Source organism: Rhizobacter fulvus, assembly GCF_964020785.1.
In genome coordinates, this window is sequence record NZ_OZ224516.1 from 5,302,650 (window position 1) to 5,327,531 (window position 24,882).

Here is a 24,882-nt window from a genome sequence, read left to right on the forward strand (position 1 = left end):
GCAGTGGCCGCTCTACTGGACGGAAGAGGAGAGGCGCCTTCGCGGCACATATCGCGGAGCGCCCTACTGCCGGAGATGTCGTGCCCCAATCCGGTGGCACTCGTAAAGTGCGTTGGGGTCGAGCAGGTTCGGGCAAGTCCGGTGGTGTGCGAGAGATTCACTGCACTCGCACTGGCTGGCATGTCTCTCAGCGGTCGGCGCCGCATGTGTCATCCCGCAGGCATCAAACCCCTTCTGGAGCGGACTCAATCACCGGGTACCGGTGTCTGCCGCTTACTCGCGCGTTAGCCCGCAGCAAGAACAACGGTCCGTGTCGGGAACTCCCGAAGTAGCTTCTTGTCCATCGTCACAAGTTTGGTGTTGAGTTTGATCGCCAGTGCAACGAATTCACAGTCATACGCCGAGCAGTCGCTGTCACGCACAAGGTCAAGCACGGAAGTGGAGTCCACCTCGAATTCCGCCCCTGCAAGCAGGCTTTCGGCTTCGCTTTGCAAGCTGCACGCTTGGCCAAAGGTGATCGTCTTTCGCCGCAAGTAACCGGCAAGAATGTTGCGAAACTCACTTCGCCAAAGCACCGGCGCAGCCCATTCTGGATTTTGCTCGAGCAGTGCTTCGGCGGCCGCGGTCCTGTCACCCGGCAAATACAGATAGGCCAAGATATTGGAGTCCACCACTATCACGGGCGACCTTCCCTCTTGAGCGCATCAATGTCGCGCACGCGAAATTTCCCTCGCGGCAAGGTTTCTCGCAGCGCGCGCGCGCGCGCCAGGCGCTCCGTGGGTGACACATTGGCCGGCAGCAGCATTGCCTCGAGGCACACGAGCGCCTCGCTGTTCATGCTTCGTCGATGCGCTTCTGCCGAAGCCTTCAGTCGCGCGTACACGTCATCCGGAATGTTCTTCAGAGTCAGTGTCGTGGGCATTTGCATCTCCAACCATTATGGAACCATTATGGTTCCAGCCAGTCACTGCGTCAAACCGTCGCAGCACTGCCAGGGCGCCTACTTCAGAGACCCCGATGGAAACAAGCTCCGTGTGGCCTGCCACGCGGCGCCGCGCTGTGGTCGAAAGCCTTCGACGCAGGTTGCACGCCCGTTGCACGCCAGTCCCCGCGCTACAGTTGCACCCGCCGCGCCACTTCGACTGGGTTGGTCCGCTGATGAAAACCACCGAGAAAGACACGTTCCTGCGCCTGCTTCAGACGCGGTTCGAGAAGCACATGCACCGGCATCGCGGTCTCGACTGGGCGAAGGTGCAAGCCCGGCTGGCGAAGAGCACAGCGGCGTTGGCGACGCTGCAGGCGATGGAAGCGTCGGGCGGCGAGCCCGACGTGATCGGCTGCGACGAGGCCACCGGCCAATTCCTCTTCTGCGATTGCGCCGCCGAGAGCCCGTCCGGCCGCCGCAGCCTGTGCTTCGACCGCGAGGCGCTGGACGCGCGCAAGGAGAACAAGCCGGCGGGCAATGTGGTCGATGCGGCGGCGGCGATAGGCATCGAGCTGCTCGACGAGGCACAGTACCGTGCGCTGCAGACCTTGGGCGAGTTCGACTTGAAGACGTCGAGCTGGATCGCCACACCCGCCGAGGTGCGCGAGCTGGGCGGTGCGCTGTTCTGCGATCGGCGCTACGGCAGGGTGTTCGTCTATCACAACGGCGTGCAGTCCTATTACGCCGCGCGCGGCTTCCGCGGTCTGCTGCGGGTGTGACGGATGTTTGACCACGTCAAGTTCGGCGTCAGCGACTTCGCGGCGAGCAAGGCGTTCTACGCGAGCGCGCTCGAACCGCTCGGCGTGGCCATCGTCGCCGAGGGCGAGCCGGCCTATGGTGTCGAGCTCTGCGCCGCAGGCCCGACCTCGCTGTGCCTGCTCCAGACCGACGAGAAGCCCGCGCATCTGCATCTGGCCTTCAGCGCCGCCACGCGGCAGCAGGTCGATGCGTTCCACCGCGCGGCGCTCGCGGCCGGCGGCCGGGACAACGGCGCGCCCGGACTGCGGCCTCACTACCACCCGCATTACTACGCGGCCTTCGTGATCGGTCCCGACGGTCACAACCTCGAGGCGGTCTGCCACACGCCCGAAGGCTGAGGGCCTCGCGGCACGCCCGCTGCGTTCCGCGGTTCCGTCCTACAGCGCCCCGCGTGGCGCTCCGATGGGCCGCAGCGCCACGCCTTCTTACAGTTCAGCATCGATAACAAGGCGAGCTCGGGTGTGATGCCGGGGCTCGTGCGCAGGAGGATGTGATGCTGAAGTGGGCGCTGATCTTCGCGGTGATCGCGATCGTGGCGGGCCTGTTCGGATTCACCGGCATTGCGGCCGGTGCCGCTGGCATCGCGAAGATCCTGTTCGTCGTGTTCCTGGTGCTGTTCGTCGTCGTGGTGCTGCTGGCGCTGCTCGGCATCGGCGCCGTCAGTTGATCCACCTCACATTCCAGGAGTCTTCATGAGTGCGAACACCGAAACCGGCAACGTCACCACGCTGCCTACCAACGTCGAACGCCTGGCGCTTGACGAAGCCGGCCTCAACGCCGCCAAGCGTTCGCTGGATCAAGGCGCGGTGGTGCCGAGCTACGGGCCCTGGCGCGAGGACATCATCAAGCTGCTGAACGATGCGCTCGCCACCGAGATCGTCTGCATCATGCGGTACAAGCGCCACCACTTCACGGCCAAGGGGCTGTCGTCGCCCAAGATCGCCGAGGAGTTCCTGGTCCACGCGCAAGAGGAAACGGCGCACGGCGACCAGATCGCCGAGCGCATCGTGCAGCTCGGCGGCGAGCCCGATTTCTCGCCGGCCACCCTGCTCTCGCGCAGCCACGCGGACTACGACGATTCGACCGACCTCAAGGCCATGATCAAGGCCAACCTGATCGCCGAGCGCGTGGCCATCGAGGCCTACACCCAGATGATCCACCTGATCGGCGACAAGGACTCGACGACGCGCCGCATGCTCGAAGGGATCCTGAGTCAGGAGCAGGAACACGCCGACGAACTCAGCGACTGGATGACCGACAACTAGCGTTCGCCCACGGTGGCGGGCCCCAGCCACCTCACACGTCATAACTCTGCTCAACAATCAGGAGAACACACCATGCAAGCACGCACCACCCTCGCTTCGGCCCTTTGCGTCTTCGCGCTGATCACGGCCTCGGGCTGCGCCGTCACGCGCGGCCAGGAAACCGTCGGCGCCTATGTCGACGACGCGGCGATCACGACCGCGGTCAAGGCCAAGTTCGTCGAGGACAAGACGGTCGACGCGGCGTCGATCAAGGTCGAGACGCTGAACGGGACCGTGATGCTGTCCGGCTTCGCGAAGAACTCGGCCGAGCGCAACATGGCCGAAGACATCGCGATGAAGGTCAAGGGCGTCAAGAGCGTCAAGAACTCGGTTGCCGTGCGCCCATAATTCGCGCGCAGCGATCCAGGGGCCGGCAGCAAGTCGGCCCGACAACGAGCCCCGGATTCAGCGCGAATCGCGGGGCTTTCATTTGCCCGACCGACCCCCACCAGGACCGCCATGAGCGCTGTGCCCGCCGAGAGCACCAGACCGAACTCCAGCGTCGCAGCGACCGTCATCGCGACACTGGCGATCGTCGCGACGCTGTGGTTCGGACGGTCGTTCCTGATCCCGCTGACCGCCGGTCTGATGCTGGCGCTGCTGGTGATGCCGCTGACCGCGCTGCTGACGCGCATCGTGCGGCTGCGCATCATCGCGGTGACGGTCACGCTGGCGATCGTGATGGGCGCCATCGGCATGGCAGGCGCGGCCTTCGGCGAGCAGCTGGCCCGCGTTGCCGGCCGCGTGCCGGACATGATCACGCTCGTGGCCCAGCAGGTGGCCGAGACGGAGCCGGGTGCCGAGTCGGTGCTCAAGCGCGCACGCGAAGCATTCCGGGACCTGGATCGCGCGGCCGATCGCCTGGCGGGAGCGCGGCCAAGGCCGGTCACGACAGCGCCAGTGCGCAGCAAGGCCGCCATTTCACGCCAGGCCGCCGCTGCGAGTGCGGCTGCGGCAGCCGCCGCGAGCGCCGCTGCGACGGCGGCCTCGGAGCCCGCGGTGTCCATCTCCCAGACGGCGACGGTGGCGTTGCGCGACAGTGCCGTCAGCGGCTCCGGCGTGCTGTTCAAGCTGGCGGCCGACCTGACCATCATCTTCTTCATCGCGTTCTTCGTGCTGGTGGGCGGCGAGCCGCTGGCCACGCGCGTCCTCGATCTGTGGGATGAGCGGCCGGGTCTGCGCCTGCGCGCCGAGCACGCGGCCGGCGAGTGCGTGCGCCAGATCCACATCTACGGCGGCGTGCTGCTGGTGACGAACACCGTCGTCGGCCTCGCCGTCTGGGCCGCATTCATGCTCGCCGGGCTCCCCGATGCCGGCGGCTGGGGGCTCACCGCGGCGATCCTGCACGTGGTGCCGTACCTCGGCATGGCGCTTCTGACGGGCCTCGGTGCGGCCGAGGCGTTCCTGGCCCACGGCACGCTGAGCGCGGCGCTCGGCATGGCCGGCTTCGTGGTGGTGCTCTCGACGCTCATCGGCACCGTCGTGACGGCCTGGTTGCAGGGCCGGGCCGCCAAGATGAACCCGGCCGCGGTCTTCATCGGCGTGGTCTTCTGGGGCGCGATCTGGGGGATCTGGGGCCTGTTGCTCGGCCCGGCCCTGGTCGTGCTGCTGAAGGTCGTGGCCGAGCACACCCGACCGGGACAGCGGCTCGCGCACCTGATGCAGGGGTGACGCGCCGCTGGCGCGGTCGCTCAACGACCGGTCTTGAGCTTCTTGTAGGCAGCGTCCGCCTCGGGAGCGCGGGTGGTGTCCTTCACGCCGCGCTCCACGTCGTCGTGCGCCTTCCGTATCGCCTCGCTGGGCTTCCCGTCGGTCATCCCGACGCGCTCGTCGCGGTCGTGCGGCATGTGCGGGTTGGTCGAATCGCCGGGGTCGACGAGGTCGACGCTCGGTGGCGAACGGCGCGTCTTGCGCTGTGCGGGCAGGCTCATCGGGACTTTCGGAGTGAAGGGGATCAGAACGTGCTGCGCATGAACAGCGCGAGGCCGCCGCGGCGCATCCGCAGCGTCATGCGGGCATCGCCGGCCAGCTTGAGGCCGAGGCCGCCGTACGCGATGTTGAAGCGCGATTGCGCCGATTTGAATTCGATGCCGACCTTGCCGGCGACCGCGTCGCCGCCCCCGATGCCGGCACCGCGCCAGCTCGCCGCGTCGGCGAACAGCGACGAGCGGTCCGAGGTCCGGTAGCGCATGCCCAGCGTCAGCACGGTGCCGGAGCCCACGACATTGGCCGGCGCCTCCGGCAGCAGCCCGGCCGTGCTGGTGATCGGCCGCACGGAATACGCCAGCGTGCCGAGCCCCAGGCCCAGGTCTGCGCGACCACGGGAAATCCACCAGCGGTAGCCGACTTCGGTCGCCTCGCCACGGAAGTTCGGTGCGGTCCGCAATGGCTCGGGCACCGCGTCGTCCCGAACGAAGCGAGGCGAATCGTTCTGCCCGGCACCGGCCGCACCGGTCAGCGCGGCCACACTGCGCAGGGACGCGGCGCTGCCCTCGAAATCGTCGTCGGCCCGCGCCCCGCCGGCCAGCGCCAGCGCCGCGACGAGGGCGATCAGGGGAGCGGTGCGCTGCATGGTGCCTGTCTCCGGCTGGCGATCCCGTTCAGTAACGGCTGCGCAGTTCGCGGATCTGGCGCTCCGCCTCGGCCGAGCGCACCGCGTGGGTCTTGTGACCCTTGACGTGCTGGCGGGCGTGTTCGCGTGCCTCGAGCTGGTGGACGTCCTGCGCGGCGGGTTCCCATTCGCGGCGGCCCGGGTGACGTTCCGACTTGAACCCGGCCTGGTGCTGGCGATCGCGGTGCATGTGGCACTCCTACGAGGGATCTGGCGGCGCTGCGGCCCCTCCGTGCGCCTGACCATGACGCAAGCGTATCCAGGCGCGCGCGAGCGTTCGGTCGGAGCGCACCGAAAGCCACGTAGGACGAAAACGCGTCGCGTCTGCGTCGCGAGTGTCAGATGAGCGGACGCGGCGCGGGTTTGCCGTCGCCATACAGGTCCGCGATGCGAGCCAGCGCGTTCACGTCCAGCAGGTGCAGCCGGCCGTCCTCGATGCGGTGCAACCCGCGGCGCTCGAGCTTGCGCAGGGTCTTGTTGGTGTGCACCAGCGAGAGCCCGAGCCCGTCGGCGATGTGCTGCTGCGTCAGCGGGAAGGGCACACCGTTGATGTCCGCATCCGGCAGCAGCGCGGCGGCGCGCTTGTACAGCACGATCAGCAGCGTCGCGATGCGTTCCTCGGCATTGCGTCGGCCGACCGACAGCAGCGTGTCGTCGACCACCGATTCCTCGTGCGCCGTCAGCCACGTCACGGCGAAGCCGAGCGATGGGGCCGAGCGGTGCAGTTCCCACAGCGCGTCGCGCTGGAACACGCACAGCACGGTGTCGGTCAATGTGTGCACGCCGTGGGCCGCGGCATCGCCCATCTTCTGCTGCACGCCGATGAAGTCGCCGGGCAGCAGGAAATTCAGGATCTGGCGGCGCCCGTCGCTCAAGGTCTTGAAGCGGAACGCCCAGCCGCTCAGCACGGTGTAGAGCGGCGCATCGGCCTGCCCTTCGTGGATCAGCGCGCGGTCGGCGAGCACGACGACCTGGTCGCGCTTCAGGGTCTCGATCAGCGCGTTCTCGGCATCCGTCTGCGCAATGAACAACGGCATCGGCCGCAGCGGGCAGGTGGTGCAGGGCACGACTTTCATGGCTTCTCCAGGACTCGGCGCGCGAGCGCGGCTGTCGGACTCGACCTACCGCGGCGAGCGGTGTCGCCCGCTCTCGGGGCCGCGGCGGAGTTTCTATTGTCGGACCACTGCAACCCCAGGAGACGACGATGGCCCACCCACCCCGCGACAAGGACCTCCAAGGCGAGGGCAACTACGACGCGACCCGGCGCTACGACGAGTCGGCACGCGAATTCGTCCAATCGGGCAGCGTCGACGACGCCGCCGCGGCAGCCGCCCCCGAAAACGCGGCCGAGGCCGAGGAGATGAAGCGCGCCGAGGAGATCGGCAAATCGCACTCGAAGGGCGAGGACCGTGCCCCGCCGCCGGGCAAGCAATAGGTCGAGCCTGCCTGGACCTCCCTCACCGACAAAAGCCGGCATCTGCCGGCTTTTGTTCAGGCGGAAGCCGAAGCGGATCAAGTCTTGCCGTACTTCGACTTGGCGGCGCTGATGCACGCCGATTTCGCGTCGCCGGCCAGGCTGTCGCACTTCTCGGTCGCGACCTTGTAGTCGGCCTCGCGCTTGTCTTCGACCGCGTCGTTGCGCGCCTCGCCGACCTTCTTGCTCATCTTGGCATCGGCGAGCGCCTTCTTGTGCTCGGCCTTGGCCTCGGCCACGCAGACATCCTTCGCGTTGCCGCCCTTCTCGTCGCACATTTCCTTTGCGACGGCATAGCCGGCATCGGCCTTCTCGACCGCGATCTTGTTGGCGTCGGCCGGCTTGCCGGTGTAGTTGTATTCGGCTTCGGCCAGGGCCACCTTTTCCTTGCCCTTGGCCTGCTCCATGCAGATGTCCTTCTGGTTGCCCGAGCGCGAGTCGCACGCTGCCTTGTCGGCCTTGTACTCGGCGCCGATGCGGTCCTTCGCGGCCGTGTAGTCGGCGCGGTTGCCGGTGGCGGCGAACGAGCCGCTAGCGGCAATCATCGCGGCGATGGCCAGGCCGGTCTTGCAGTGTCGGATCGTGATCATGGAGTTGTCCCTTTCGTTTTGCGGGGTGGTCCCGCGGTGAACGAAGTATCGAAACAGCCCCGGTCACGAGCCAGCGGACGCTGCCGCAGGGCCCCGTAGTTCTTGTCCTACCGCAACGGCGCCGCGGGTCTGGGCGCGCCCTTCGCCGGAGCCTTCGGCGGCGGCGGCGCACCCAGCGCGGGGCGCGCGGCGATGCGCTGGGACAGCGCACGACAGGTGTCGCTGCCCTGCTTCGCGTCGTCGCCGCTGCCGGTGTCGATCAGCGGCAGGATCGCCGCCATTGGATTCAGCAAGGCCAGCAGCGCTGCCGCGCCCACCCGCTTGGCGAGCGGGCCCTTTTCGAGCGAAAACGACGGCTTGGCGAACGTGCCCTGGATGTGCACGGGCGTGCGCAGCGCAAGCGGGCTGAAGTCTTTCGGGCTGGCCACCACCCGCAGATCCATCGACTCGTTCACGAGCGACAGCGAGCCGTCGGCCCAGAGCGTCGAATCGCGTGTGTCGACCACAAGCGCGCGCGGCTTCAGCACGCCGCGGTCGGCCACCAGGTCGACGACCGAGCACAGCACGGGCAAGGCGTCGTCGCCCTTGATCAGCATGCCCAGGCCCTGTGCGATGTCCAGGCCGACCGCTTCGACGGCCAGGTGCGAGACGGTGCCGTCCTTCACCTGCATCCGCACGCCACCGCGCAGGCTGCCGAGGATCGCGGCAGTCGACTTGCCCTCCCCGGCGACGCGCGCCTGGCCTTCGAGTCGCCCCGTGGCCCACGGCGGGGCATTGTCGGCACGTGCCTGGCGGATCCAGCTTTCCAGCCGGACGCCGCTCCAGCGCAGGTCGGCGGTCCACTTGGCGACGGCGGCGCGCCCGTCCAGCCCGACGCTGCCGAACAGGCGTCCCTGCCCGGTGCGCGCTTCGAGCTCGCGCAACGTCAGTACGCCGTCGATCAGCACGAGGTGGGTGTGCAGGGGCTTGAGCGGCTCGAGGAAACTGCTGCCAAGGTCCAGGTTGTCGATGTCGACCAGCACGTTGGCGTCCATCGCGCGCAGCGACGGCAGGTCGAACTCGCGGTTCGGCAGCACGTGGCCGGGTGCGGCGGTGTCGCGCTGCGCCGCGGCGGTCGGCGTCACCTCCGGCACGGCGGGCGACTTCTTCGCGGGCGCGCCCACGCTCGGCCCGAGGTCGGCGAGCAGCAGCTTGGTGCCGCTGAGCCGGCCTGCAAGCACCGGGCGCGCCGGGCGCGGGTCGTAGGTGAAGGCTCCGGCGAGACGGCTGGAACCGATCGTCGCCTGCTCGAACACCGCGTTCCACACCACGCCCTCCTTCGCGACCAGGCCCTGGGCGCGGAATGGCGGTGTCGTCGGCAGCGTCACGTTGAGCGGGTCGCCGAGCGCGGCCAGCGATGGACCCCGGACGCTGAAGCGCCCTTTCAGCGCGGTCAGGTGCAAGGCATCGGTTGCAGTGCCGTTGAAGCTCAGCACCGCGCCGCCGATGCGTGCGTCCAGCATGACCGGCAGCGCGATCTGGGCGGCGTCCTCGGCGATCACCGGCAGCACGCCATTGGTCTTGAGCTCGATGCGCACCGGTTGCTTCTGGTACGAGCCCTTGCCGACGAACTGCAGCCCCGTCGCCTTGCCTTGCACGCCGGCGGCCGAGACCCTCTCGCCTTCGACCAGCGAATAGGTGGCATCGAGGTCCGCGACGATCAGCGCGTCGCGGTAGCTCAGGCGGCCTGAGTCGACCTGCAACCGGCCGAACACCGGCAGGCGCTGCGGTGTGTCGGCGGTGTCGGGCGTGTCGGTCTGCTTGCCAAACTGCCAGGAGGCCCGGCCGTCGGCCCGACGCTCGACGTGGCTGTCCAGTTCGGCGGCGCGCAATTCGCGGATGCGCAGCGGCTCGCCGCCGCGCGCCCGCCACAAGTCCCCATACCCGAGCTTCATGCGCGCATCGCGGGCGCGAAGCATGTACGGCTCGGCGCTCCAGGCCGGCGCGCCGATCTCGATGAACGCCGCGTTCAGGTCGACGCTGCCGAGCAGGTGAATCTTGACGCGCGGCGCAATGGCCGGATCGGCGCTCAGGCTCACCCGGCGTTGCAGCGCGCTGCCCAGCCATTGCTGCATCGGCCCCGCCAGGAAGGGCCAGCCGAGTGCTTCACAGACGCCGATGGCCACGACCAGCAACAGCACCGCGGCACCCGCGATGCGGCCCCAGCGTGCAGGCCTGACGGTCGCTTCATTCATTCCCCATGCTCGCATGGGGGCACCGGCTCGCTCATCGGGAAGGCGCGCCTTCGGCTGTGGGGATGCTCCTACAGCGCTTCGGGATTCAGCGCGGTCGGCGGGTGACCGGCCTGCGGGCCGAAGCCGAGCGCGGCGATCAGGTTGTCGACCGCGAGGTGGGCCATCGCACGGCGCGTCGGCAGGCTGGCGCTGGCGATGTGCGGGGTCAGCACCACGTTCGGCACGGTCAGCAGATCGGGATGCACGCTCGGCTCGCCTTCGAACACGTCGAGCCCGGCCGCGGCGATCCGCTTGTCGCGCAGCGCCTGCGCCAGCGCCGCGTCGTCGACGATGCCGCCGCGCGCGATGTTGGTCAGCGTGGCGGTCGGCTTCATCAGCGCCAGCTCGGCGGCGCCGACCAAATGGTGCGACGCGGCGCTGTACGGCACCACGATCACGAGATGATCGCTTTCGCGCAGCAATGCTTCCTTGTCGACCCAGCGCGCACCGAGCTCGCCCTCGATCGCGGCGTCGAGCCGCGAGCGGTTGTGGTAGATCACCTTCATGCCGAAGCCGAGCGCGCCGCGCCGCGCGATGGCCTGGCCGATCCGCCCCATGCCGAGCACGCCCAGCGTCGCGCCATGCACGTCGGTGCCGGCGAAGGCATCGACGCTCCATTTGGACCACGCACCGCTGCGCAGGAAATGTTCGCTTTCGGCGATGCGGCGGGCGGCCGCCATCATCAGCGCGAAGCCGAAGTCGGCGGTGGTTTCGGTCAGCACGTCGGGTGCGTTGCTGACGACGACGCCGTGCGCGGTGCAGGCCGGCACGTCCACGTTGTTGTAGCCGACTGCCATGCTGCACACGGCCTTGAGTTGCGGGCAGGCGTCGAGCAGCGCGGTGTCGATCGGCTGCGTGCCGGTGATGAACACACCGGCCTTGCCCTGCAGCCGCTGGATCAGTTCGGCCGGCGTCCAGACCACGTCGCTCGGGTTGTCTTCCACGTCGAAATGCTCGCGCAGCCGATCGACGATGTCGGGGAACACGGCACGGCAGACGAGTACGGCGGGTTTGCTCACGATGAATCCTTTCAACGCATCCAGATGAAAGTGATGAGGACGAACAGCGGCAGCAGCACCGCGCCCGACCAGACCATGTAGCCGAAGAAGCTCGGCATGCGGATGCCGCGGCTCTCGGCGATGGCCTTGACCATGAAGTTCGGCGCGTTGCCGATGTAGGTGTTCGCGCCCATGAAGACCGAGCCGGCCGAGATCGCCGCGAGCGTGGTCGCGAGCTTCGTCATCAGCACCTGCGCGTCACCGCCGGCGAGGTTGAAGAACACCAGATAGGTCGGCGCGTTGTCGAGGAACGAGCTGAGCACGCCGCTGAACCAGAAATAGGCCCAGGGCAGCGGCGCGCCGTCGGTGCCGGTCACGGCGCGGGCCACGCCGGCGAAGGCGCCGGCCTCGCCGGCCTTCAGCATCGCGAGCACCGGCATCATCGTGACGAAGATGCCGACGAACAGCTCGGCCACCTCCTTCATCGGCGCCCACGAGAACTCGTTGGCGGCGCGCACGCCGCGCGGCGTGATCGCGAGCGACAGCAGCGTGACCGCGATCAGGCCGGCGTCCCGCACCAGGGACTGCAGGCCCAGCTCGACGCCGAAGACGTCGAACGCGACGCCTGGCTTCCAGGTGCCGCTCAGCAGCACCAGCGCGACGATCAGCAGCAGCGGCAGCAGGTTGATCGCGCCGACGATGCCCAGCGGCGGCGCGTCGCACGGCGTAGGATCGGCCGGCAGCACGCCCTCGCGCCGGAAGTGCCACACATCGATGGCGTAGAAGATCGCCAGCAACGCGCCGACCAGGAACAGCGTCTCGGGCAGCAGGTGCGAAACGGTCCAGAAGAACGACACGCCCTGCAGGAAGCCGAGGAACAGCGGCGGGTCGCCGAGCGGCGTCAGCGAGCCGGCCGCGTTGGCGACGATGAAGATGAAGAAGACGATCACGTGAGCCGCGTGCCGGCGGTTGTCGTTGGCGCGAATCAACGGGCGGATCATCAGCATCGCCGCGCCGGTCGTGCCCATCACGCTCGCCAGCACGGCGCCGATCGCCATCAGCCCGGTGTTGAGCCCGGGGCCGCCGCGCAGGTTGCCGCGCAGGTGGATGCCGCCGGCCGCGGTGAACAGCGCAGTCAGCAGGATGATGAACGGCAGGTACTCGGCCAGCAGCGTGTGCGCCAGACCGTGGCCGGCCTCGGCGACGCCGAAGCGCGCCGCGAACGGCCCCAGGAACGCGAGCGACCAACCGAGCGCCACCTTGCCGGCATGGTGGTGCCAGAACGACGGCGCGAGCAATGGAAGCAGCGCGATCGACAGCAGCATGCCCGCGAACGGAAGGCCCCAGAACGCCGCCAGCTCGGCCCCGGACACGCTCATTCCAGGAAACGGGCGAAGCCGCTGACCGGCTCGCGCTCGGTCACCAGCGTGTTCTCGATCGCGTCCGGATCGGCCCAGCCGAGCGACATGCCGCAAACGACCTGTTCGTTGTCGGGCGCGCCGACGTGCGCGGTGATGATCCGGTGGAACTGCGTGAACGCTGCCTGCGGGCAGGTGTCCAACCCGCGGCCGCGCGCCGCAACCATCACGCTCTGCAGGAACATGCCGTAGTCGAGCCAGCTGCCCTGGCGCATCACCCGGTCGATCGTGAAGATCAGGCCGACCGGCGCGTCGAAGAACTCGTAGTTGCGGCGGTGCTGGGCATGCATGCGCGCCTTGTCGGTCTTGGCGATGTCGAGCAGGCCGTACAGGTCCCAGCCGACCTTGCGGCGGCGGTCGATGAACGGCGACTTCCACTCGGTCGGGTAATACGCGTACTCCTCGCTGTGCTGCGCGCGCTGCTCGGGATCGTCGTAGGCCGCAGCGACCTTGCGCGAGAGTTCTTCCTTGGCGTGGCCGGTCAGCACGTAGACCTTCCACGGCTGGGTGTTGGTCCCCGACGGCGAGCGTGCCGCGACCTGCAGGATCGCCTCGATCGTCTCGCGCGGCACCGGCGTGGGCAGGAAGGCACGCAGCGAGCGGCGCGTGATGATCGCGGTGTCGACCGCGGCGGTCTGTTCGGGCGTGGGCACGGGCGTGGCGGTCACAGCAGTCCTTGCAAGGTGTGGATCAGCGGGGTGGGCAGCGGCGCCGGCCGGCGTGTGGCGCGGTCGACGTAGACATGGACGAAGTGGCCGCAGGCCGCGCTCAGCGCCGCGCCGCCACCGAACAGCCCGATCTCGTAGCGCACGCTCGAGCTGCCGATCTGCGCGACGCGCAAGCCGGCGTCGACGACCTGCGGGAACGACAGCGGCGCGAAGTAGTTGCAGTGGGTCTCGACGACCAGGCCGATCACCGCGCCGCGCTCGACATCGAGCACGCCGGCCTCGATCAGGTAGCGGTTCACCACCGTGTCGAAGTAGCTGTAGTAGACGACGTTGTTGATGTGGCCGTAGGCGTCGTTGTCCATCCAGCGGGTCGAGATGCTGCTGAAGTGGCGGTAGGCGTCGCGCGGCTGCGGCGCCGGGCGCGTGGTGGCGGAGGGTGAAGCGCTCATGGGGGCGCATTGTTCCATTGCCGCCAGCTGTCGATCGCCGCGCGGATCGTGCCGAGGTGCACCTGGACCGTGTCGTCGACGACCCGACCATAGCCGCCGGCCATCGACAGCGCGACCGGGATGCGGCGCTCGCGGGCCGCCGCCAGCACGCGCCGGTCGCGCTCTGCCAGGCCCGCGGTCGTGAGCTTGAGGCGGCCGAGGCGATCCCCCTCGTGGGGATCGGCGCCGGCCAGGTAGAAGATCAGCCCGGGCGGCGCGGCGTCATGCCGGCGCCACAGTTCGGCCAGCGCATGGTCGAGCGCCTCCAGATAGGCGGCGTCGCCGCAGCCGTCCGGCAGGTCGACGTCCAGATCGCTGCGTTCCTTGCGAAACGGGAAGTTCTTCGCGCCGTGCATCGACAGCGTGAACACGGTCGGGTCGTCGGCGAAGATCGAGGCGCTGCCGTTGCCCTGGTGGACGTCCAGATCGACGATCGCGACGCGCAGCAACTGGCGCCGCGTGCGGTGGCACTCGGCCTGCATCAGCCGCGCCGCGACCGCGGCGTCGTTGAAGACACAGTAGCCGCCTCCCTTCTCCGCCGTGGCATGGTGCGTGCCGCCGGCCAGGTTGGCGGCGACACCCGTGGCCAGCGCGGCCCGCGCGGCAGCGATCGTGGCGCCGACCGAGCGGCGGGCGCGTTCGACCATCGCCTCGCTCCATGGAAAACCGATCTCGCGCTGCAACGCCGGGCTCAGCGTGCCTTCGACCACGGCCGAGAGATACGCCGGCGTGTGCGCCAGCGCCAGCTCGCCGTCGCTGGCCGGCAAGGCCTGGCACATCTCCAGGCCCGGCAGACCGTCCAGTTGCTCGCGCAGCAACCGGTACTTGGACATCGGGAAGCTGTGACCCGCCGGCAGCGGCAGCACGAACTGGTCGGCGTAGAAGGCTTGCATCGGCATGGGGCGCGATTGTGACGACGCGATGGAAACCCTGCCGAAACGCCCGATACACCAAAACCCGACGTTTCTGCTGCAGTGCAACAAAAAACACTTGCGCCCTGGGACAGGGTCGCTATACTTCGATCTATGTTGCAGTGCAGCAAATGCACGCAGAACCGATTTCCGATTCGTTCCTTGTCCCTCTACCCACCCTGTCTGGAGACTCTCACCATGATGACCGCTGAACAACTGATGGCCGCCCACAAGTCCAACGTCGAAGTCCTCTTCGGCCTGACCAACAAGGCGTTCGAAGGCGTCGAGAAGCTCGTCGAGCTGAACCTGCAAGTGGCCCGCGCCGCGATCGGCGAAGCCGCCGAGAACACCAAGGCCGTGCTGTCGGCCAAGGACGCGCAAGAATTCATGGCCCTGCAAGCCAGCCTCCTGCAGCCGGCCGCCGAGAAGGCCGCTGCCTACAGCCGCCACCTGTACGACATCGCTGCCGCCACCGGCGCCGAAGTGACCAAGGTCGCCGAAGCCACCGCCGCCGACGCGCAGACGAAGTTCATGTCGGTGGTCGATACCGCCGTCAAGAACGCCCCGGCTGGCAGCGAAAACGCCGTCGCGCTGGTCAAGTCGGCCGTCGCCGCTGCGAACAACGCGTTCGAAGGCGTGCAGAAGGCTGTCAAGCAAGCCACCGAGACCGCCGAAGCCAACTTCCAGGCCATCAGCGCCACCGCGACCAAGGCCACCAAGGCCAAGCGCGCCGCCTGATCCCGGCTTCAGCTCGACGAGGAGCCCGCCGTAAACATTTGTAGACGGCTTGAACTTGTCGGGGAGTCGCCCATCTGAGAGTGACCGCCAGCCTTCGGGTTGGCGGCTCTCCTGAAGGTTGTCTCCTCGGTAGCCTCTTCCTCCTCTCGGCTACCTTTCGGCCCGATGCAGCAATGCGTCGGGCCGTTTGTTTTGGCGCGCGGCCTCAATGCGTCTTGGCGGCGATGCGCTCGCGCAGCGGCTCGAGCTGGGCCAGCATGGCCTCGCGCCCGGCCTGGATGGCCCGCTTGCGGGCCGAGAAGTCGGCGCCCGAGACCTGCGCGAGCTTGGGCCGCAGCAGGACGTCCACATCGCGCAGTTCGAGCGTGTTGATGCTGCGGCCCATGATCGCGAAGGTCTGCAGCAGCATGCGCATCGCGTCGCCGGTCGGATTGCCGTCCGGCACCGCGGAGATATCGACCGCGATCACGAGCTGCGCGCCCATCTGGCGGGCGAAGCGCGCCGGGACCGGCGCGACCAGGCCGCCGTCCACGTACTCGCGGGTGCCGATCCGCACCGGCTGGAACACCGCCGGCACCGCGCTCGAGGCGCGCACGGCCACGCCCGGGTCGCCGCGCTGGAACAACACGGCGTCGCCGCTGTCCAGGTCGGTCGCGACGATCCCGAGCGGCACCTTCATCTGCTCGATCCGCAGCCCGCCCGTGTGGTCACGCACGTACTTCGCCAGGCCCTCGCCGCGGATCAGGCCGCGGCCGGGGAAGGACCAGTCCGTGAACGCGGTCTCGTCCATCGAATCGGCCAGTGCCGCGAGTTGCGCGCCGCTCTGCCCCGAGGCATAGAGCGCCGCCACCAGGCTGCCGGCCGAGGTGCCGGCGACCAGGTCGGGCTTGATGCCGTTTTCCTCCAGCACCTGGATCACGCCGATGTGCGCGAAGCCGCGCGCCGCGCCGCCGCCCAGCGCGAGCCCGATCCGCGGCGGCTTCGGCGGCGGGCGCGGCACCGGATCGACAGGCGGTGACGGCGGCGGCGCGGCGACGATCGGAACGGGCGGCGGGGCGGTCTGGCACCCGGCGAGGGCCAGCGCCAGAGCGCCGCCGGCGATCAGCAGGCGCCGTCGACTCGGTTCGCCCGGCGATATGCCTTCAAGACATAAGCAAAGTTTGATAATGTTCTTCCGTAATATATGACTGCTCCGTACATTCCCGTACTTCTGCGCCATCGAGGCGCTGCTTCGGGTGTGCGTTCGGGATGGATTGGATCGCGATTGTCAGCGGCTTCGGCGTCGGCGCCATCGTCGGGTTGACCGGCGTGGGCGGCGGCTCGCTGATGACGCCGCTGCTGCTGTCGGTGTTCAAGCTGAACCCGGCCGTGGCGATCGGCACGGACCTGTGGTTCGCCGCGGTCACCAAGACGGCCGGTTCGCTCTCGCACCACCAGGCCGGCCACGTGCGGTGGCGCATCACGGCGCTGCTGCTGGCCGGGAGCATCCCGGCATCGATCGGTACGGTGGCGCTGATGCACCTCACCGGCGTGACCAAGGGCTGGGCCGCCGCGCTGACGTTGACGCTCGGCGTCGCGCTGCTGCTGACCGCCGTCACCGTTGCCTACAAGCGCGTCTGGCAGAGCGTCGGCCTGCGGCTGGAGCGCTGGATTCCCGAGCATCGCAAGCCCCTGCTGACGGTGCTGTGCGGTGTGCTGCTGGGCGTGCTGGTGTCGCTGAGCTCGATCGGCGCCGGCGCGATCGGCGCGACGCTGATCCTGCTGCTGTACCCGCGCCTGAAGTCGCACGAGATCGTCGGCACCGACATCGCCCACGCGGTGCCGCTCACCCTCGTGGCCGGCATCGGCCACGCGACCCTCGGCCACATCGACTGGAACCTGCTCGGCGCCTTGCTGATCGGCTCCATCCCCGGCATCTGGATCGGCGCGCAGCTGACCCGCAAGATGCCCGAAAAGCTCGTGCGAACGCTCCTGTGCGTCGCCCTCGTGAGCGCCGGATTGAAAGTGATCACCTGATGTATCAATACACCGACTTCGACAAGCAATTCGTCCACCAGCGCGCCGCGCAGTTCCGCGACCAGCTGGAGCGCCATCTCGCGGGCAAACTGCCCGAAGACGACTTCAAGGCCCTGCGCCTGCAGAACGGCTGGTATGTGCAGCGTCACGCGCCGATGCTGCGCGTCGCGGTGCCGTACGGCGAACTGAGCGCTGCGCAACTGCGCACGCTCGGCACCATCGCCCGCCAGTACGACCGCGGCTACGGCCACTTCACGACGCGCCAGAACCTGCAATACAACTGGATCCCGCTCGTTCAGGCCGCGGACGTGATGGATGCGCTCGCAGCCGTGAACATGCATGGCATCCAGACCAGCGGCAACTGCATCCGCAACATCACCAGCGACGCGCTGGCCGGCATCGCACCCGACGAAGTCGTCGACCCGCGCCCCTACGCCGAGTTGCTGCGCCAGTGGAGCACGCTGCATCCCGAGTTCGCGTTCCTGCCGCGCAAGTTCAAGATCGCGATCACCGGCGCCACGGAAGACCGCGCCGCGATCGCCTGGCACGACATCGGCCTGCAATTGAAGAAGGACGCGGCCGGCGAGATCGGCTTCCGCGTGCTGGTCGGCGGCGGCATGGGCCGCACGCCGGTCATCGGCACCGAGATCCGCGCGTTCCTGCCGTGGCAGCAGATCCTCGTGTTCATCGAGGCGATCGTGCGCGTCTACAACCGCTACGGCCGGCGCGACAACGCGTACAAGGCGCGCATCAAGATCCTCGTCAAGGCGGAGGGCCAGAAGTTCATCGATGCGGTCAACGCCGAGTTCACCGACATCCTCGAGAACGACGTTGCCGGCACCGCCCACCTTCTGCCGCAGGCCGAGTTCGAGCGCGTCGCGAGGAGCTTCGTGCTGCCCGCCGGCGTCGCCGCCGTGCCGGAAACGCCGCTCGCCGCCTTCGACGCGCCGCAGGCCTACGGCCGATGGCTCGAACGCAACGTGCACGCCCACAAGCTCAGCGGCTACCGTGCGGTGACGCTGTCGCTGAAGCGCGCTGGCCAGGCGCCCGGCGACGCGACCGCCGACCAGATGGACGCCGCCGCCGCGATCGCCGACCGCTTCAGCCACGGCGAACTGCGCGTCACCCACGACCAGAACCTGCTGCTGCCGTGGGTGCGCGAAACCGAGCTGCACGCGCTGTGGCAGGCCGCGCGGGACGCCAGCTTCGCGACGCCGAACATCGGGCTGCTGACCGACATGATCGCCTGCCCGGGGGGCGACTTCTGCGCGCTCGCGAACGCGCGCTCGATCCCGATCGCAGAGGAGCTGACCCAGCGCTTCGACGAGATCGACGAGCTCTACGACATCGGCAACATCGACCTGCACATCAGCGGTTGCATCAACTCGTGCGGCCACCACCACAGCGGCCACATCGGCATCCTCGGCGTCGACAAGGACGGCAAGGAGTGGTACCAGATCTCGCTCGGCGGCTCCGACGGCTCGACGATCAGCGGCGCCTCGGTGCCGGGCAAGGTGATCGGCCCGTCGTTCGCGGCCGACGAGGTGGCCGACGTGATCGAGTCGGTGATCGAGACCTACCGCGAGCAGCGCAGTCCGAACGAATTGTTCATCGACACCGTCAAGCGCGTCGGCCTCGAGCCGTTCAAGGTTTCGGCCAACGCCGTGCGCCGCAGCACCGCGACCGTGCCCGTCTGAGGAGCCCGCCCATGAAATTCATCAACCTGCAGAAAGACCCCTGGCGCACCCTCGGCGGCGAGGACGGCCCGGCCGCCTACATCGACCCACGCCCGCACCTGTTGCTCACCGTCGAGCAATGGCACGCCTTCCGTGCGCAGTGGCCGCAGGACATGCCGGTCGGCGTGATGCTGGCCAACGACGCCGAGGTGAAGGACATCGCCGCCGACCTGACGCGCCTGACGCTGGTGCAGCTGCATTTCCCGAAGTGGGTCGACGGCCGCGCCTACAGCCAGGCGCACACGCTGCGCATGCGCTACCGCTTCACCGGCGAGGTGCGCGCGACCGGCGAGGCGCTGGTCGACATGGTGCTGCTGATGGCGCGCAGCGGCTTCACCTCGGTGGTGCTGCGCGCCGATCAGTCGCTCGAGGCGGCGCACCGCGCGCTGACCTTCTTCCCCGGCTTCTACCAGGGCGGCGTCGACGATCCGACGCCGCTGTTCGCCAAGCCGCCCGGCACCGCCGACGCGCTGGTGCGGGCGCAGGAAGAATTCCTCAACGCCGGGGCGGCAATATGAGCGGCGGCAACGCGATCCAGCTCTACGCACGCCAGTCGGCCGGCTTCGAGACCCGCATCGCGCAGGCGCTGGCGCTGCTGCGCCGCGCCGCGGTCGACCACCCGGGCCGGATCGTCCAGGCGACCAGCCTCGGCGCCGAAGACATGGTGATTACCGACCTGATCGCCCGGTACGACCTCCCGATCGCGGTGGGCACGCTGCAGACCGGCATGCTGCATGCCGAGACCGTCGGGCTGATCGGCACGATCGTGGCGCGCTATGCGCTCGACGTGGAGATCTACGAGCCGGTGCAGGAATCGGTGGTGCACTTCGTCGCCCGCCATGGCGAGCGCGCGATGTACGACGGCATCGACCTGCGCAAGGGCTGCTGCGCGATCCGCAAGCTCGAACCCCTGGCACGCATGCTCGCCGAGCGCAGCGCGTGGATCACCGGCATGCGGCGCGAACAGTCGGCAAACCGCGGCACCGTCGAGTTCACCGAGCAGGACGACAAGGGCCGCACCAAGTTCAACCCGCTCGCCGACTGGAGCTGGGCCGACGTCTGGCAGTACATCGCCCTGAACGACGTTCCGTACAACCCGCTGCACGACCAGTTCTTCCCGAGCATCGGCTGTGCGCCCTGCACCCGCGCGATTGCGGTGGGCGAGGACTTTCGCGCGGGCCGCTGGTGGTGGGAGGCCGAAGGCGCGAAGGAATGCGGACTCCACGTCCACGACGCGCATCCCGCCGAACAGTCACCCATTTCCCCGATCGGAGCCCACGCATGAATGCCCCGTTGAAGGTCGAGCAGTTGCTGCCCGAGCTCGACCACACCCACCTCGACTGGCTCGAGGAAGAAGCCATCTTCATCCTGCGCGAGACCGTCGCTGCGTTCGAGCGGCCGGCGCTGCTGTTCTCCGGCGGCAAGGACTCGTGCGTGGTGCTGCGGCTGGCGGAGAAGGCGTTCAAGAAGAAGAACGCCCAAGGCCAGTACGAAGGCCGGCTGCCGTTCCCGCTGCTGCACGTGGACACCGGTCACAACTTCCCCGAGGTGATCGCGTTTCGCGACCGCCGCGTTGCCCAGATGGGCGAGCGCCTGATCGTGGGCGACCTGGAGGATTCGATCCGGCGCGGCACCGTGCGGCTGGGTCACCCGCTCGAATCGCGCAACGGCCACCAGACCGTCGCGCTGCTCGAGGCGATCGAGGAACACCGCTTCGACGTGCTGATGGGCGGCGCGCGGCGCGACGAGGAGAAGGCGCGCGCCAAGGAGCGCATCTTCAGTCACCGCGACAGCTTCGGCCAATGGCAGCCGAAAGAGCAGCGCCCCGAACTCTGGACGCTGTTCAACACCCGCATCAAGCCCGGCGAGCACATGCGCGCGTTCCCGATCAGCAACTGGACCGAGCTCGACGTGTGGCTCTACATCGCCCGCGAGAACATCCCGCTGCCCGATCTCTACTTCGCACACGACCGCGAAGTGATCCGCCGCAAGGGCCTGCTCGTGCCGCTGACCGAGGTGACGCCGGCCCTGCCGGGCGAAACGGTCGAGACGGTTGAGGTGCGCTTCCGCACCGTCGGCGACATGACCTGCACCTGCCCGGTCGAGAGCCCCGCCGCGAGCGCGGCCGAGATCGTCGCCGAGACACTGCAGGTGACCGTCAGCGAGCGCGGCGCGACCCGCATGGACGACCGCACCTCCGAGGCCTCGATGGAGCGGCGCAAGAAGGAAGGGTATTTCTGATGAGCGACCACCGCGCACTTCGATTCTTGACCGCCGGCTCCGTCGACGACGGCAAGAGCACGCTGATCGGCCGCCTGCTGTACGACTCGCGCGCGATCCTCGCCGACCAGCTCGACACGCTGGAGAAGCGCGCCCTGGGTGCGCCCCAAGCCGCAGGCGGGCCAAGCTTCGACCTGTCGCTGCTGACCGACGGCCTCGAGGCCGAGCGCGAGCAAGGCATCACGATCGACGTGGCCTACCGCTATTTCGCGACCCGGCAGCGCAAGTTCATCATCGCCGACGCGCCCGGCCACGAGCAATACACCCGCAACATGGTGACAGCCGCGGCCGGGAGCGACGCCGCGGTTGTGCTGGTCGACATCACGAAGCTGGACGCGCACGCCGTGCCGGTCAGGCTGCTCGCGCAGACGCGCCGCCACTCGCTGCTCGCGCAATTGCTGCGCGTGCCGAGCATCGTGTTCGCGATCAACAAGCTCGATGCGGTCGACGATCCGGCGCGGGCCTATGAAGCGGTGCGCGCCGCGCTGCTCGACTTCGCCGAGGAGGCGAAGATGGACATTGCCGGCATCGTCCCGGTCTCGGCCCTGCGCGGCGACAACGTGACGCAGCCGTTGAACGCTCCGTGGTACAGCGGCCCGTCGCTGCTGCAGTTGCTGGAAAGCCTGCCGACCGCGCAGGAGCGCACCGTCGGCGACCTGCTGATCCCGGTGCAGTACGTGGCGCGTGACGGCGACGGTCGGGGCGACCAGCCGCGCACCCTGTGGGGCCGCATCGCCCACGGCAGCGTGCGCGCCGGCGACGAGGTGCAGCTGTTCCCGAGCCGCCAGAAGGCGATCGTCGCCGAGGTGCGCGTCGCCGGTGACCTGGTCGATGCGGCCGTGGCCGGCCAGTCCGCCGGCCTGAGCCTGGACCGCCAGCTGGACGTCTCGCGCGGCGACTGGATCGCGACGCCCGACACCGTCCACGAGACGAACCGCTTCTCCGCCACCCTCGCCTGGCTCGACACCGAGCCCGCGGTGATCGGCCGCAAGTACTCGGTCCGCCACGGCAACCGCTGGGTGCCGGCTCGCATCACCGCAATCGAGAGCCGCCTCGACATCCACTCGCTGCAGGCCACCGACGCCCACGAGCTGGCGGTCAACGAGATCGGCCGCGTCGTGATCGAGACCCAGCAGCCGCTGCCGGTCGAGGCGTACGCCTCGAACCGCATCGGCGGCTCGCTGATCATCGTCGACCCGGCGAGCAACCGCACCAGCGGCGCGCTGCTGGTCAAAGAGGCGGCCTGACCATGGGCACGGTGATCTTCATCGGCGCCGGCCCCGGCGCGGCGGACCTGATCACCATGCGCGGCGCCGCGCGGCTTGGCCAGGCCGAAGTCGTGCTGTTCGATGCGCTCACCGATCCGGCGCTGCGCGCGCTCGCGCCGAACGCCAAGTGGGTCGACGTCGGCAAGCGCGGCTTCGCCGACAGCACCGGCCAGGCGACGATCAACGCGCTGCTGGTCCGCTACGCCGCTGAGGCGACCACCGTGGTCCGTCTGAAAGGCGGCGATCCGAGCGTGTTCGGCCGGCTCGAGGAAGAGCTGGAGGCACTCGCCGCGGCCGGCATCGCCTGCGAGGTCGTGCCGGGTGTCACCGCCGCGCTTGCGGCAGCTGCCGCCACGCAGCGCCCGTTGACGCGCCGCGGCACGGGCCGCAGCGTCAGCCTGTCGACCGCGATGACGCGCGAAGGCCAGCTGCAGGCCACGCGCAGCGCCGACACCGAGGTGTTCTACATGGCCGGCAAGCAGCTCGCCGCGTTGTCGCGCCGCTTGCGCGCGGCGGGCTGGCCGGACGACACGCCGGCCCACGTCGTCTCGCGCGCCGGCTGGCCGGACCAGCTGCGCAGCGACCACACCGTCGCGAGCCTGGGCGGCGCCGCGATGCTGCATGCGGGCCGGCCCAGCGTCATGACGATCGGCGCCGGGGCCGCGCCGCTCGCGGCGGCGCCCGCCGCTGCTTCCGGCACCGCCAACGCGGGCATCGTCCGCTCGAAGCGTGGCGCGCGCGCCAAGCCCTAAAATCCCCGTTGAGCCGGCGCTCGCCGGCCACCTCCAACAGAAGAGTTCCACCACCATGACCCACGTCGTTCTCGAATCCTGCATCCGCTGCAAGTACACCGATTGCGTGGACGTGTGCCCGGTCGACTGCTTCCGCGAAGGCCCGAACTTCCTGACGATCGATCCGGACGAGTGCATCGACTGCGCGGTCTGCATTCCCGAGTGCCCGGTCAACGCGATCGTGCCGGAAGAAGACGTGCCCGGCGACCAGCAGCACATGATCCAGCTGAATGCCGACCTGGCGAAGAACTGGCCCAGCATCACCAAGCGCAAGGCCCCGCAGCCCGACGCCGACGAGTGGAAAGACCGCACCGGCAAGCTCGGCGAGCTGATCCGGTAAGCCCGGCCGTGACCACGGCCGTCGACGTCCCGTTGATCGAGACCGATGCGCTCGTCATCGGCGCCGGGCCGGTCGGCCTGTTCCAGGTCTTCGAGCTCGGCCTGCTCGGCATCCGCGCCCATGTGATCGACTCGCTGCCGGTGGCCGGCGGCCAGTGCATCGAGCTCTACCCCGACAAGCCGATCTACGACATCCCGGCAACAACGGTCTGCACCGGTCGCGAGCTGGTCGCGAAGCTGCAGCAGCAGATCGAACCCTTCGCGCCGGTCTTCCACCTGGGGCAACAGGTCGACGTCGTCGAACGGCAGCCGGACGGGCGGTTTCGCATCGCCAGCTCGCGCGGCACGCAGTGGCTCGCGAAGACGGTGCTCATCGCCGGAGGCGTCGGCTCGTTCCAGCCGCGGCGGCTCAAGGTCGACGGGGTTGCCGCGTTCGAAGGCACGCAGCTGCGCTACGGCGCGCCCGACGACCTGCGGGCGCTGGGCGGCCAGCGCGTCGTCGTGATCGGCGACGACGATGCGGCGCTCGATTGCGCGATCGCGCTGGCACCGCTCGCCCAGGTCACCCTGATGCACCGGCGCGACGAGTTCAAGGCGGCCCCCGAGACGATTTCGACGCTGCGCCGGATGCGCGGCGACGGGCAGCTGCGGTTCGTCGCGGCGCAACCCAGCGGCATTGTCCACGCCGGCGGCCGATTGACCGCATTGCAGGTGCTCGCCGCCGATGGCACGACGCAAACGCTGCCGCTGGACAGGCTGCTCGTGCTCACCGGCCTGAGCCCCAAGCTCGGGCCGATCGCCGACTGGGGCCTCGCGCTCGAGCGCAAGCAACTCGTCGTCGACACCGCGCGCTTCCAGACCAGCGAGCCCGGCATCTTCGCGGTCGGCGATGTCAACACCTACCCGGGCAAGAAGAAGCTGATCCTCTGCGGCTTCCACGAGGCCGCGCTGGCCGCGTTCGGCGCCGCGGCGATCGTGTTCCCGGACACGCCCATCCACCTCGAATACACGACCACCAGCCCGCGCCTGCACAGGGCGCTGGGCGTCGCTCCCAAAGGCTGAGTCATAATTCGCCCGCTGCGCGGTTCGTTTGCGCAGCATTCGCTAGGGGTGTTGAACGGTTCCCCCGAACCGCTCGACTGAGACAGTCCCTTTGAACCTGATTGAGGTAATCCTCGCGCAGGGAAGCTCGGCCAGACCGGCATCACGTCCTGTGGTGGCCGCAGGCCCGCCGC

Annotated in this window: 31 protein-coding genes and 1 riboswitch; of the genes, 17 read left to right on the forward strand and 14 right to left on the reverse strand. The window is 68.8% G+C overall.

The annotated features are described in order from the left end of the window. Positions 1-284: 284 nt before the first annotated feature. Positions 285-680, reverse strand: a complete 396-nt coding sequence (locus tag ACWH49_RS25015; RefSeq protein WP_448173898.1) for a type II toxin-antitoxin system VapC family toxin — start codon at positions 678-680, stop codon at positions 285-287. Further along, positions 677-922, reverse strand: coding sequence for a FitA-like ribbon-helix-helix domain-containing protein (locus tag ACWH49_RS25020; RefSeq protein WP_448173899.1), 246 nt, complete (start codon positions 920-922; stop codon positions 677-679). Before ACWH49_RS25020 ends, ACWH49_RS25015 begins: the two co-directional genes overlap by 4 nt. 110 nt (positions 923-1,032) lie before the next feature. Here ACWH49_RS25020 and ACWH49_RS25025 point away from each other — a divergent pair, with 110 nt between their 5' ends. From ACWH49_RS25025 to ACWH49_RS25050, 6 genes are all read left to right on the forward strand, one after another. After that, a complete protein-coding gene (locus ACWH49_RS25025; protein WP_448173900.1) occupies positions 1,033-1,704 on the forward strand; it encodes a DUF4256 domain-containing protein in 672 nt (223 codons plus the stop codon). A 3-nt stretch (positions 1,705-1,707) separates the two neighbouring features. After that, complete coding sequence (locus ACWH49_RS25030) at positions 1,708-2,082, forward strand: VOC family protein (RefSeq protein WP_448173901.1); 375 nt, start codon at positions 1,708-1,710, stop codon at positions 2,080-2,082. 155 nt (positions 2,083-2,237) lie between these two features. Next, positions 2,238-2,411, forward strand: a complete 174-nt coding sequence (locus tag ACWH49_RS25035) for a DUF1328 family protein (protein ID WP_082548777.1) — start codon at positions 2,238-2,240, stop codon at positions 2,409-2,411. 25 nt (positions 2,412-2,436) lie between these two features. After that, on the forward strand, positions 2,437-3,009 hold the full coding sequence (locus ACWH49_RS25040) for a ferritin-like domain-containing protein (protein ID WP_448173902.1): 573 nt from the start codon (positions 2,437-2,439) through the stop codon (positions 3,007-3,009). Positions 3,010-3,081: 72 nt separating this feature from the next. After that, positions 3,082-3,396, forward strand: coding sequence for a BON domain-containing protein (locus tag ACWH49_RS25045; protein WP_056463335.1), 315 nt, complete (start codon positions 3,082-3,084; stop codon positions 3,394-3,396). 111 nt (positions 3,397-3,507) lie between these two features. Beyond that, the gene (locus ACWH49_RS25050; protein ID WP_448173903.1) at positions 3,508-4,719 is read left to right on the forward strand and encodes an AI-2E family transporter; all 1,212 of its coding nucleotides are present in this window, start codon (positions 3,508-3,510) and stop codon (positions 4,717-4,719) included. Positions 4,720-4,739: 20 nt separating this feature from the next. On the opposite strand, the gene ACWH49_RS25055 is transcribed toward ACWH49_RS25050, so the two are convergent. From ACWH49_RS25055 to ACWH49_RS25070, 4 genes are all read right to left on the reverse strand, one after another. Further along, positions 4,740-4,979 (reverse strand): hypothetical protein, encoded by a 240-nt coding sequence (locus ACWH49_RS25055; protein ID WP_448173904.1) that lies wholly within the window; start codon positions 4,977-4,979, stop codon positions 4,740-4,742. 23 nt (positions 4,980-5,002) lie between these two features. Then, positions 5,003-5,620, reverse strand: coding sequence for a hypothetical protein (locus ACWH49_RS25060; RefSeq protein WP_448173905.1), 618 nt, complete (start codon positions 5,618-5,620; stop codon positions 5,003-5,005). A 28-nt stretch (positions 5,621-5,648) separates the two neighbouring features. Further along, positions 5,649-5,849, reverse strand: coding sequence for a hypothetical protein (locus ACWH49_RS25065; RefSeq protein ID WP_448173906.1), 201 nt, complete (start codon positions 5,847-5,849; stop codon positions 5,649-5,651). A 148-nt stretch (positions 5,850-5,997) separates the two neighbouring features. After that, entirely contained in the window at positions 5,998-6,735 is a 738-nt protein-coding gene (locus ACWH49_RS25070; protein WP_448173907.1) for a Crp/Fnr family transcriptional regulator, read from the reverse strand. Between the two features lie 128 nt (positions 6,736-6,863). Between ACWH49_RS25070 and ACWH49_RS25075 the strand changes: the two genes are divergently transcribed. Further along, positions 6,864-7,094 carry a hypothetical protein gene (locus tag ACWH49_RS25075; RefSeq protein WP_448173908.1) on the forward strand — a complete coding sequence of 77 codons (231 nt, stop codon included), beginning with the start codon at positions 6,864-6,866 and terminating at the stop codon, positions 7,092-7,094. 77 nt (positions 7,095-7,171) lie between these two features. Here ACWH49_RS25075 and ACWH49_RS25080 read toward each other — a convergent pair whose 3' ends face one another. The 7 genes from ACWH49_RS25080 to ACWH49_RS25110 form a co-directional block, all read right to left on the reverse strand. Then, positions 7,172-7,723 (reverse strand): hypothetical protein, encoded by a 552-nt coding sequence (locus ACWH49_RS25080; protein WP_448173909.1) that lies wholly within the window; start codon positions 7,721-7,723, stop codon positions 7,172-7,174. A gap of 107 nt (positions 7,724-7,830) precedes the next feature. Beyond that, positions 7,831-9,957: an AsmA family protein gene (locus tag ACWH49_RS25085; RefSeq protein WP_448173910.1), complete on the reverse strand. Its 2,127-nt coding sequence runs from the start codon at positions 9,955-9,957 to the stop codon at positions 7,831-7,833. A 68-nt stretch (positions 9,958-10,025) separates the two neighbouring features. Beyond that, a complete protein-coding gene (locus ACWH49_RS25090) occupies positions 10,026-11,015 on the reverse strand; it encodes a 2-hydroxyacid dehydrogenase (protein WP_448173911.1) in 990 nt (329 codons plus the stop codon). A gap of 11 nt (positions 11,016-11,026) precedes the next feature. After that, positions 11,027-12,373: a sodium:proton antiporter gene (locus tag ACWH49_RS25095; protein ID WP_448173912.1), complete on the reverse strand. Its 1,347-nt coding sequence runs from the start codon at positions 12,371-12,373 to the stop codon at positions 11,027-11,029. After that, positions 12,370-13,080 carry a nitroreductase gene (locus ACWH49_RS25100; RefSeq protein WP_448173913.1) on the reverse strand — a complete coding sequence of 237 codons (711 nt, stop codon included), beginning with the start codon at positions 13,078-13,080 and terminating at the stop codon, positions 12,370-12,372. The genes ACWH49_RS25095 and ACWH49_RS25100 overlap by 4 nt, the downstream gene beginning before the upstream one ends. Continuing rightward, a complete protein-coding gene (locus ACWH49_RS25105) occupies positions 13,077-13,529 on the reverse strand; it encodes an acyl-CoA thioesterase (protein WP_448173914.1) in 453 nt (150 codons plus the stop codon). Before ACWH49_RS25105 ends, ACWH49_RS25100 begins: the two co-directional genes overlap by 4 nt. Next, positions 13,526-14,461: a histone deacetylase family protein gene (locus ACWH49_RS25110; RefSeq protein ID WP_448174398.1), complete on the reverse strand. Its 936-nt coding sequence runs from the start codon at positions 14,459-14,461 to the stop codon at positions 13,526-13,528. Before ACWH49_RS25110 ends, ACWH49_RS25105 begins: the two co-directional genes overlap by 4 nt. A 216-nt stretch (positions 14,462-14,677) precedes the next feature. On the opposite strand from ACWH49_RS25110, the gene phaP reads away from it, so the two are divergent. Then, positions 14,678-15,217, forward strand: a complete 540-nt coding sequence (gene phaP, locus ACWH49_RS25115; protein ID WP_056463364.1) for a TIGR01841 family phasin — start codon at positions 14,678-14,680, stop codon at positions 15,215-15,217. Positions 15,218-15,422: 205 nt separating this feature from the next. Here phaP and ACWH49_RS25120 read toward each other — a convergent pair whose 3' ends face one another. After that, on the reverse strand, positions 15,423-16,319 hold the full coding sequence (locus tag ACWH49_RS25120) for a patatin-like phospholipase family protein (RefSeq protein WP_448174399.1): 897 nt from the start codon (positions 16,317-16,319) through the stop codon (positions 15,423-15,425). A 146-nt stretch (positions 16,320-16,465) separates the two neighbouring features. Here ACWH49_RS25120 and ACWH49_RS25125 point away from each other — a divergent pair, with 146 nt between their 5' ends. Genes ACWH49_RS25125 through ACWH49_RS25165 form a run of 9 tightly spaced genes read left to right on the forward strand, consistent with a single transcriptional unit; the run spans position 16,466 to position 24,709 of the window. Further along, the gene (locus ACWH49_RS25125; RefSeq protein ID WP_448173915.1) at positions 16,466-17,233 is read left to right on the forward strand and encodes a sulfite exporter TauE/SafE family protein; all 768 of its coding nucleotides are present in this window, start codon (positions 16,466-16,468) and stop codon (positions 17,231-17,233) included. Beyond that, complete coding sequence (locus ACWH49_RS25130) at positions 17,233-18,930, forward strand: nitrite/sulfite reductase (protein ID WP_448173916.1); 1,698 nt, start codon at positions 17,233-17,235, stop codon at positions 18,928-18,930. Before ACWH49_RS25125 ends, ACWH49_RS25130 begins: the two co-directional genes overlap by 1 nt. Before the next feature lie 11 nt (positions 18,931-18,941). Then, positions 18,942-19,487 (forward strand): DUF934 domain-containing protein, encoded by a 546-nt coding sequence (locus tag ACWH49_RS25135; protein ID WP_448173917.1) that lies wholly within the window; start codon positions 18,942-18,944, stop codon positions 19,485-19,487. Next, a complete protein-coding gene (locus ACWH49_RS25140; protein WP_448173918.1) occupies positions 19,484-20,254 on the forward strand; it encodes a phosphoadenylyl-sulfate reductase in 771 nt (256 codons plus the stop codon). The genes ACWH49_RS25135 and ACWH49_RS25140 overlap by 4 nt, the downstream gene beginning before the upstream one ends. Beyond that, complete coding sequence (gene cysD / locus ACWH49_RS25145) at positions 20,251-21,210, forward strand: sulfate adenylyltransferase subunit CysD (RefSeq protein ID WP_448173919.1); 960 nt, start codon at positions 20,251-20,253, stop codon at positions 21,208-21,210. Before ACWH49_RS25140 ends, cysD begins: the two co-directional genes overlap by 4 nt. Next, positions 21,210-22,496 (forward strand): sulfate adenylyltransferase subunit 1, encoded by a 1,287-nt coding sequence (locus ACWH49_RS25150; protein ID WP_448173920.1) that lies wholly within the window; start codon positions 21,210-21,212, stop codon positions 22,494-22,496. The genes cysD and ACWH49_RS25150 overlap by 1 nt, the downstream gene beginning before the upstream one ends. Positions 22,497-22,498: 2 nt before the next feature. Continuing rightward, positions 22,499-23,269, forward strand: a complete 771-nt coding sequence (cobA, locus tag ACWH49_RS25155) for a uroporphyrinogen-III C-methyltransferase (RefSeq protein ID WP_448173921.1) — start codon at positions 22,499-22,501, stop codon at positions 23,267-23,269. A gap of 55 nt (positions 23,270-23,324) precedes the next feature. Beyond that, positions 23,325-23,648, forward strand: a complete 324-nt coding sequence (gene fdxA / locus ACWH49_RS25160) for a ferredoxin FdxA (RefSeq protein ID WP_056463388.1) — start codon at positions 23,325-23,327, stop codon at positions 23,646-23,648. Between the two features lie 8 nt (positions 23,649-23,656). Then, on the forward strand, positions 23,657-24,709 hold the full coding sequence (locus tag ACWH49_RS25165) for an NAD(P)/FAD-dependent oxidoreductase (RefSeq protein ID WP_448173922.1): 1,053 nt from the start codon (positions 23,657-23,659) through the stop codon (positions 24,707-24,709). 34 nt (positions 24,710-24,743) lie between these two features. Continuing rightward, a riboswitch (TPP riboswitch) is annotated at positions 24,744-24,850 on the forward strand. Positions 24,851-24,882 lie beyond the last annotated feature (32 nt).

What these genes read in the sequence shown, in the direction of transcription:
- ACWH49_RS25020 (WP_448173899.1), bottom strand. Translation starts at nt 922, where the DNA reads ATGCCCACGACACTGACTCTGAAGAACATTCCGGATGACGTGTACGCG.
- ACWH49_RS25030 (WP_448173901.1), top strand. Translation starts at nt 1,708, where the DNA reads ATGTTTGACCACGTCAAGTTCGGCGTCAGCGACTTCGCGGCGAGCAAG.
- ACWH49_RS25035 (WP_082548777.1), top strand. Translation starts at nt 2,238, where the DNA reads ATGCTGAAGTGGGCGCTGATCTTCGCGGTGATCGCGATCGTGGCGGGC.
- ACWH49_RS25040 (WP_448173902.1), top strand. Translation starts at nt 2,437, where the DNA reads ATGAGTGCGAACACCGAAACCGGCAACGTCACCACGCTGCCTACCAAC.
- ACWH49_RS25045 (WP_056463335.1), top strand. Translation starts at nt 3,082, where the DNA reads ATGCAAGCACGCACCACCCTCGCTTCGGCCCTTTGCGTCTTCGCGCTG.
- ACWH49_RS25050 (WP_448173903.1), top strand. Translation starts at nt 3,508, where the DNA reads ATGAGCGCTGTGCCCGCCGAGAGCACCAGACCGAACTCCAGCGTCGCA.
- ACWH49_RS25055 (WP_448173904.1), bottom strand. Translation starts at nt 4,979, where the DNA reads ATGAGCCTGCCCGCACAGCGCAAGACGCGCCGTTCGCCACCGAGCGTC.
- ACWH49_RS25060 (WP_448173905.1), bottom strand. Translation starts at nt 5,620, where the DNA reads ATGCAGCGCACCGCTCCCCTGATCGCCCTCGTCGCGGCGCTGGCGCTG.
- ACWH49_RS25065 (WP_448173906.1), bottom strand. Translation starts at nt 5,849, where the DNA reads ATGCACCGCGATCGCCAGCACCAGGCCGGGTTCAAGTCGGAACGTCAC.
- ACWH49_RS25070 (WP_448173907.1), bottom strand. Translation starts at nt 6,735, where the DNA reads ATGAAAGTCGTGCCCTGCACCACCTGCCCGCTGCGGCCGATGCCGTTG.
- ACWH49_RS25075 (WP_448173908.1), top strand. Translation starts at nt 6,864, where the DNA reads ATGGCCCACCCACCCCGCGACAAGGACCTCCAAGGCGAGGGCAACTAC.
- ACWH49_RS25080 (WP_448173909.1), bottom strand. Translation starts at nt 7,723, where the DNA reads ATGATCACGATCCGACACTGCAAGACCGGCCTGGCCATCGCCGCGATG.
- ACWH49_RS25085 (WP_448173910.1), bottom strand. Translation starts at nt 9,957, where the DNA reads ATGAATGAAGCGACCGTCAGGCCTGCACGCTGGGGCCGCATCGCGGGT.
- ACWH49_RS25095 (WP_448173912.1), bottom strand. Translation starts at nt 12,373, where the DNA reads ATGAGCGTGTCCGGGGCCGAGCTGGCGGCGTTCTGGGGCCTTCCGTTC.
- ACWH49_RS25105 (WP_448173914.1), bottom strand. Translation starts at nt 13,529, where the DNA reads ATGAGCGCTTCACCCTCCGCCACCACGCGCCCGGCGCCGCAGCCGCGC.
- ACWH49_RS25110 (WP_448174398.1), bottom strand. Translation starts at nt 14,461, where the DNA reads ATGCAAGCCTTCTACGCCGACCAGTTCGTGCTGCCGCTGCCGGCGGGT.
- phaP (WP_056463364.1), top strand. Translation starts at nt 14,678, where the DNA reads ATGATGACCGCTGAACAACTGATGGCCGCCCACAAGTCCAACGTCGAA.
- ACWH49_RS25125 (WP_448173915.1), top strand. Translation starts at nt 16,466, where the DNA reads ATGGATTGGATCGCGATTGTCAGCGGCTTCGGCGTCGGCGCCATCGTC.
- ACWH49_RS25130 (WP_448173916.1), top strand. Translation starts at nt 17,233, where the DNA reads ATGTATCAATACACCGACTTCGACAAGCAATTCGTCCACCAGCGCGCC.
- ACWH49_RS25135 (WP_448173917.1), top strand. Translation starts at nt 18,942, where the DNA reads ATGAAATTCATCAACCTGCAGAAAGACCCCTGGCGCACCCTCGGCGGC.
- ACWH49_RS25140 (WP_448173918.1), top strand. Translation starts at nt 19,484, where the DNA reads ATGAGCGGCGGCAACGCGATCCAGCTCTACGCACGCCAGTCGGCCGGC.
- cysD (WP_448173919.1), top strand. Translation starts at nt 20,251, where the DNA reads ATGAATGCCCCGTTGAAGGTCGAGCAGTTGCTGCCCGAGCTCGACCAC.
- ACWH49_RS25150 (WP_448173920.1), top strand. Translation starts at nt 21,210, where the DNA reads ATGAGCGACCACCGCGCACTTCGATTCTTGACCGCCGGCTCCGTCGAC.
- cobA (WP_448173921.1), top strand. Translation starts at nt 22,499, where the DNA reads ATGGGCACGGTGATCTTCATCGGCGCCGGCCCCGGCGCGGCGGACCTG.
- fdxA (WP_056463388.1), top strand. Translation starts at nt 23,325, where the DNA reads ATGACCCACGTCGTTCTCGAATCCTGCATCCGCTGCAAGTACACCGAT.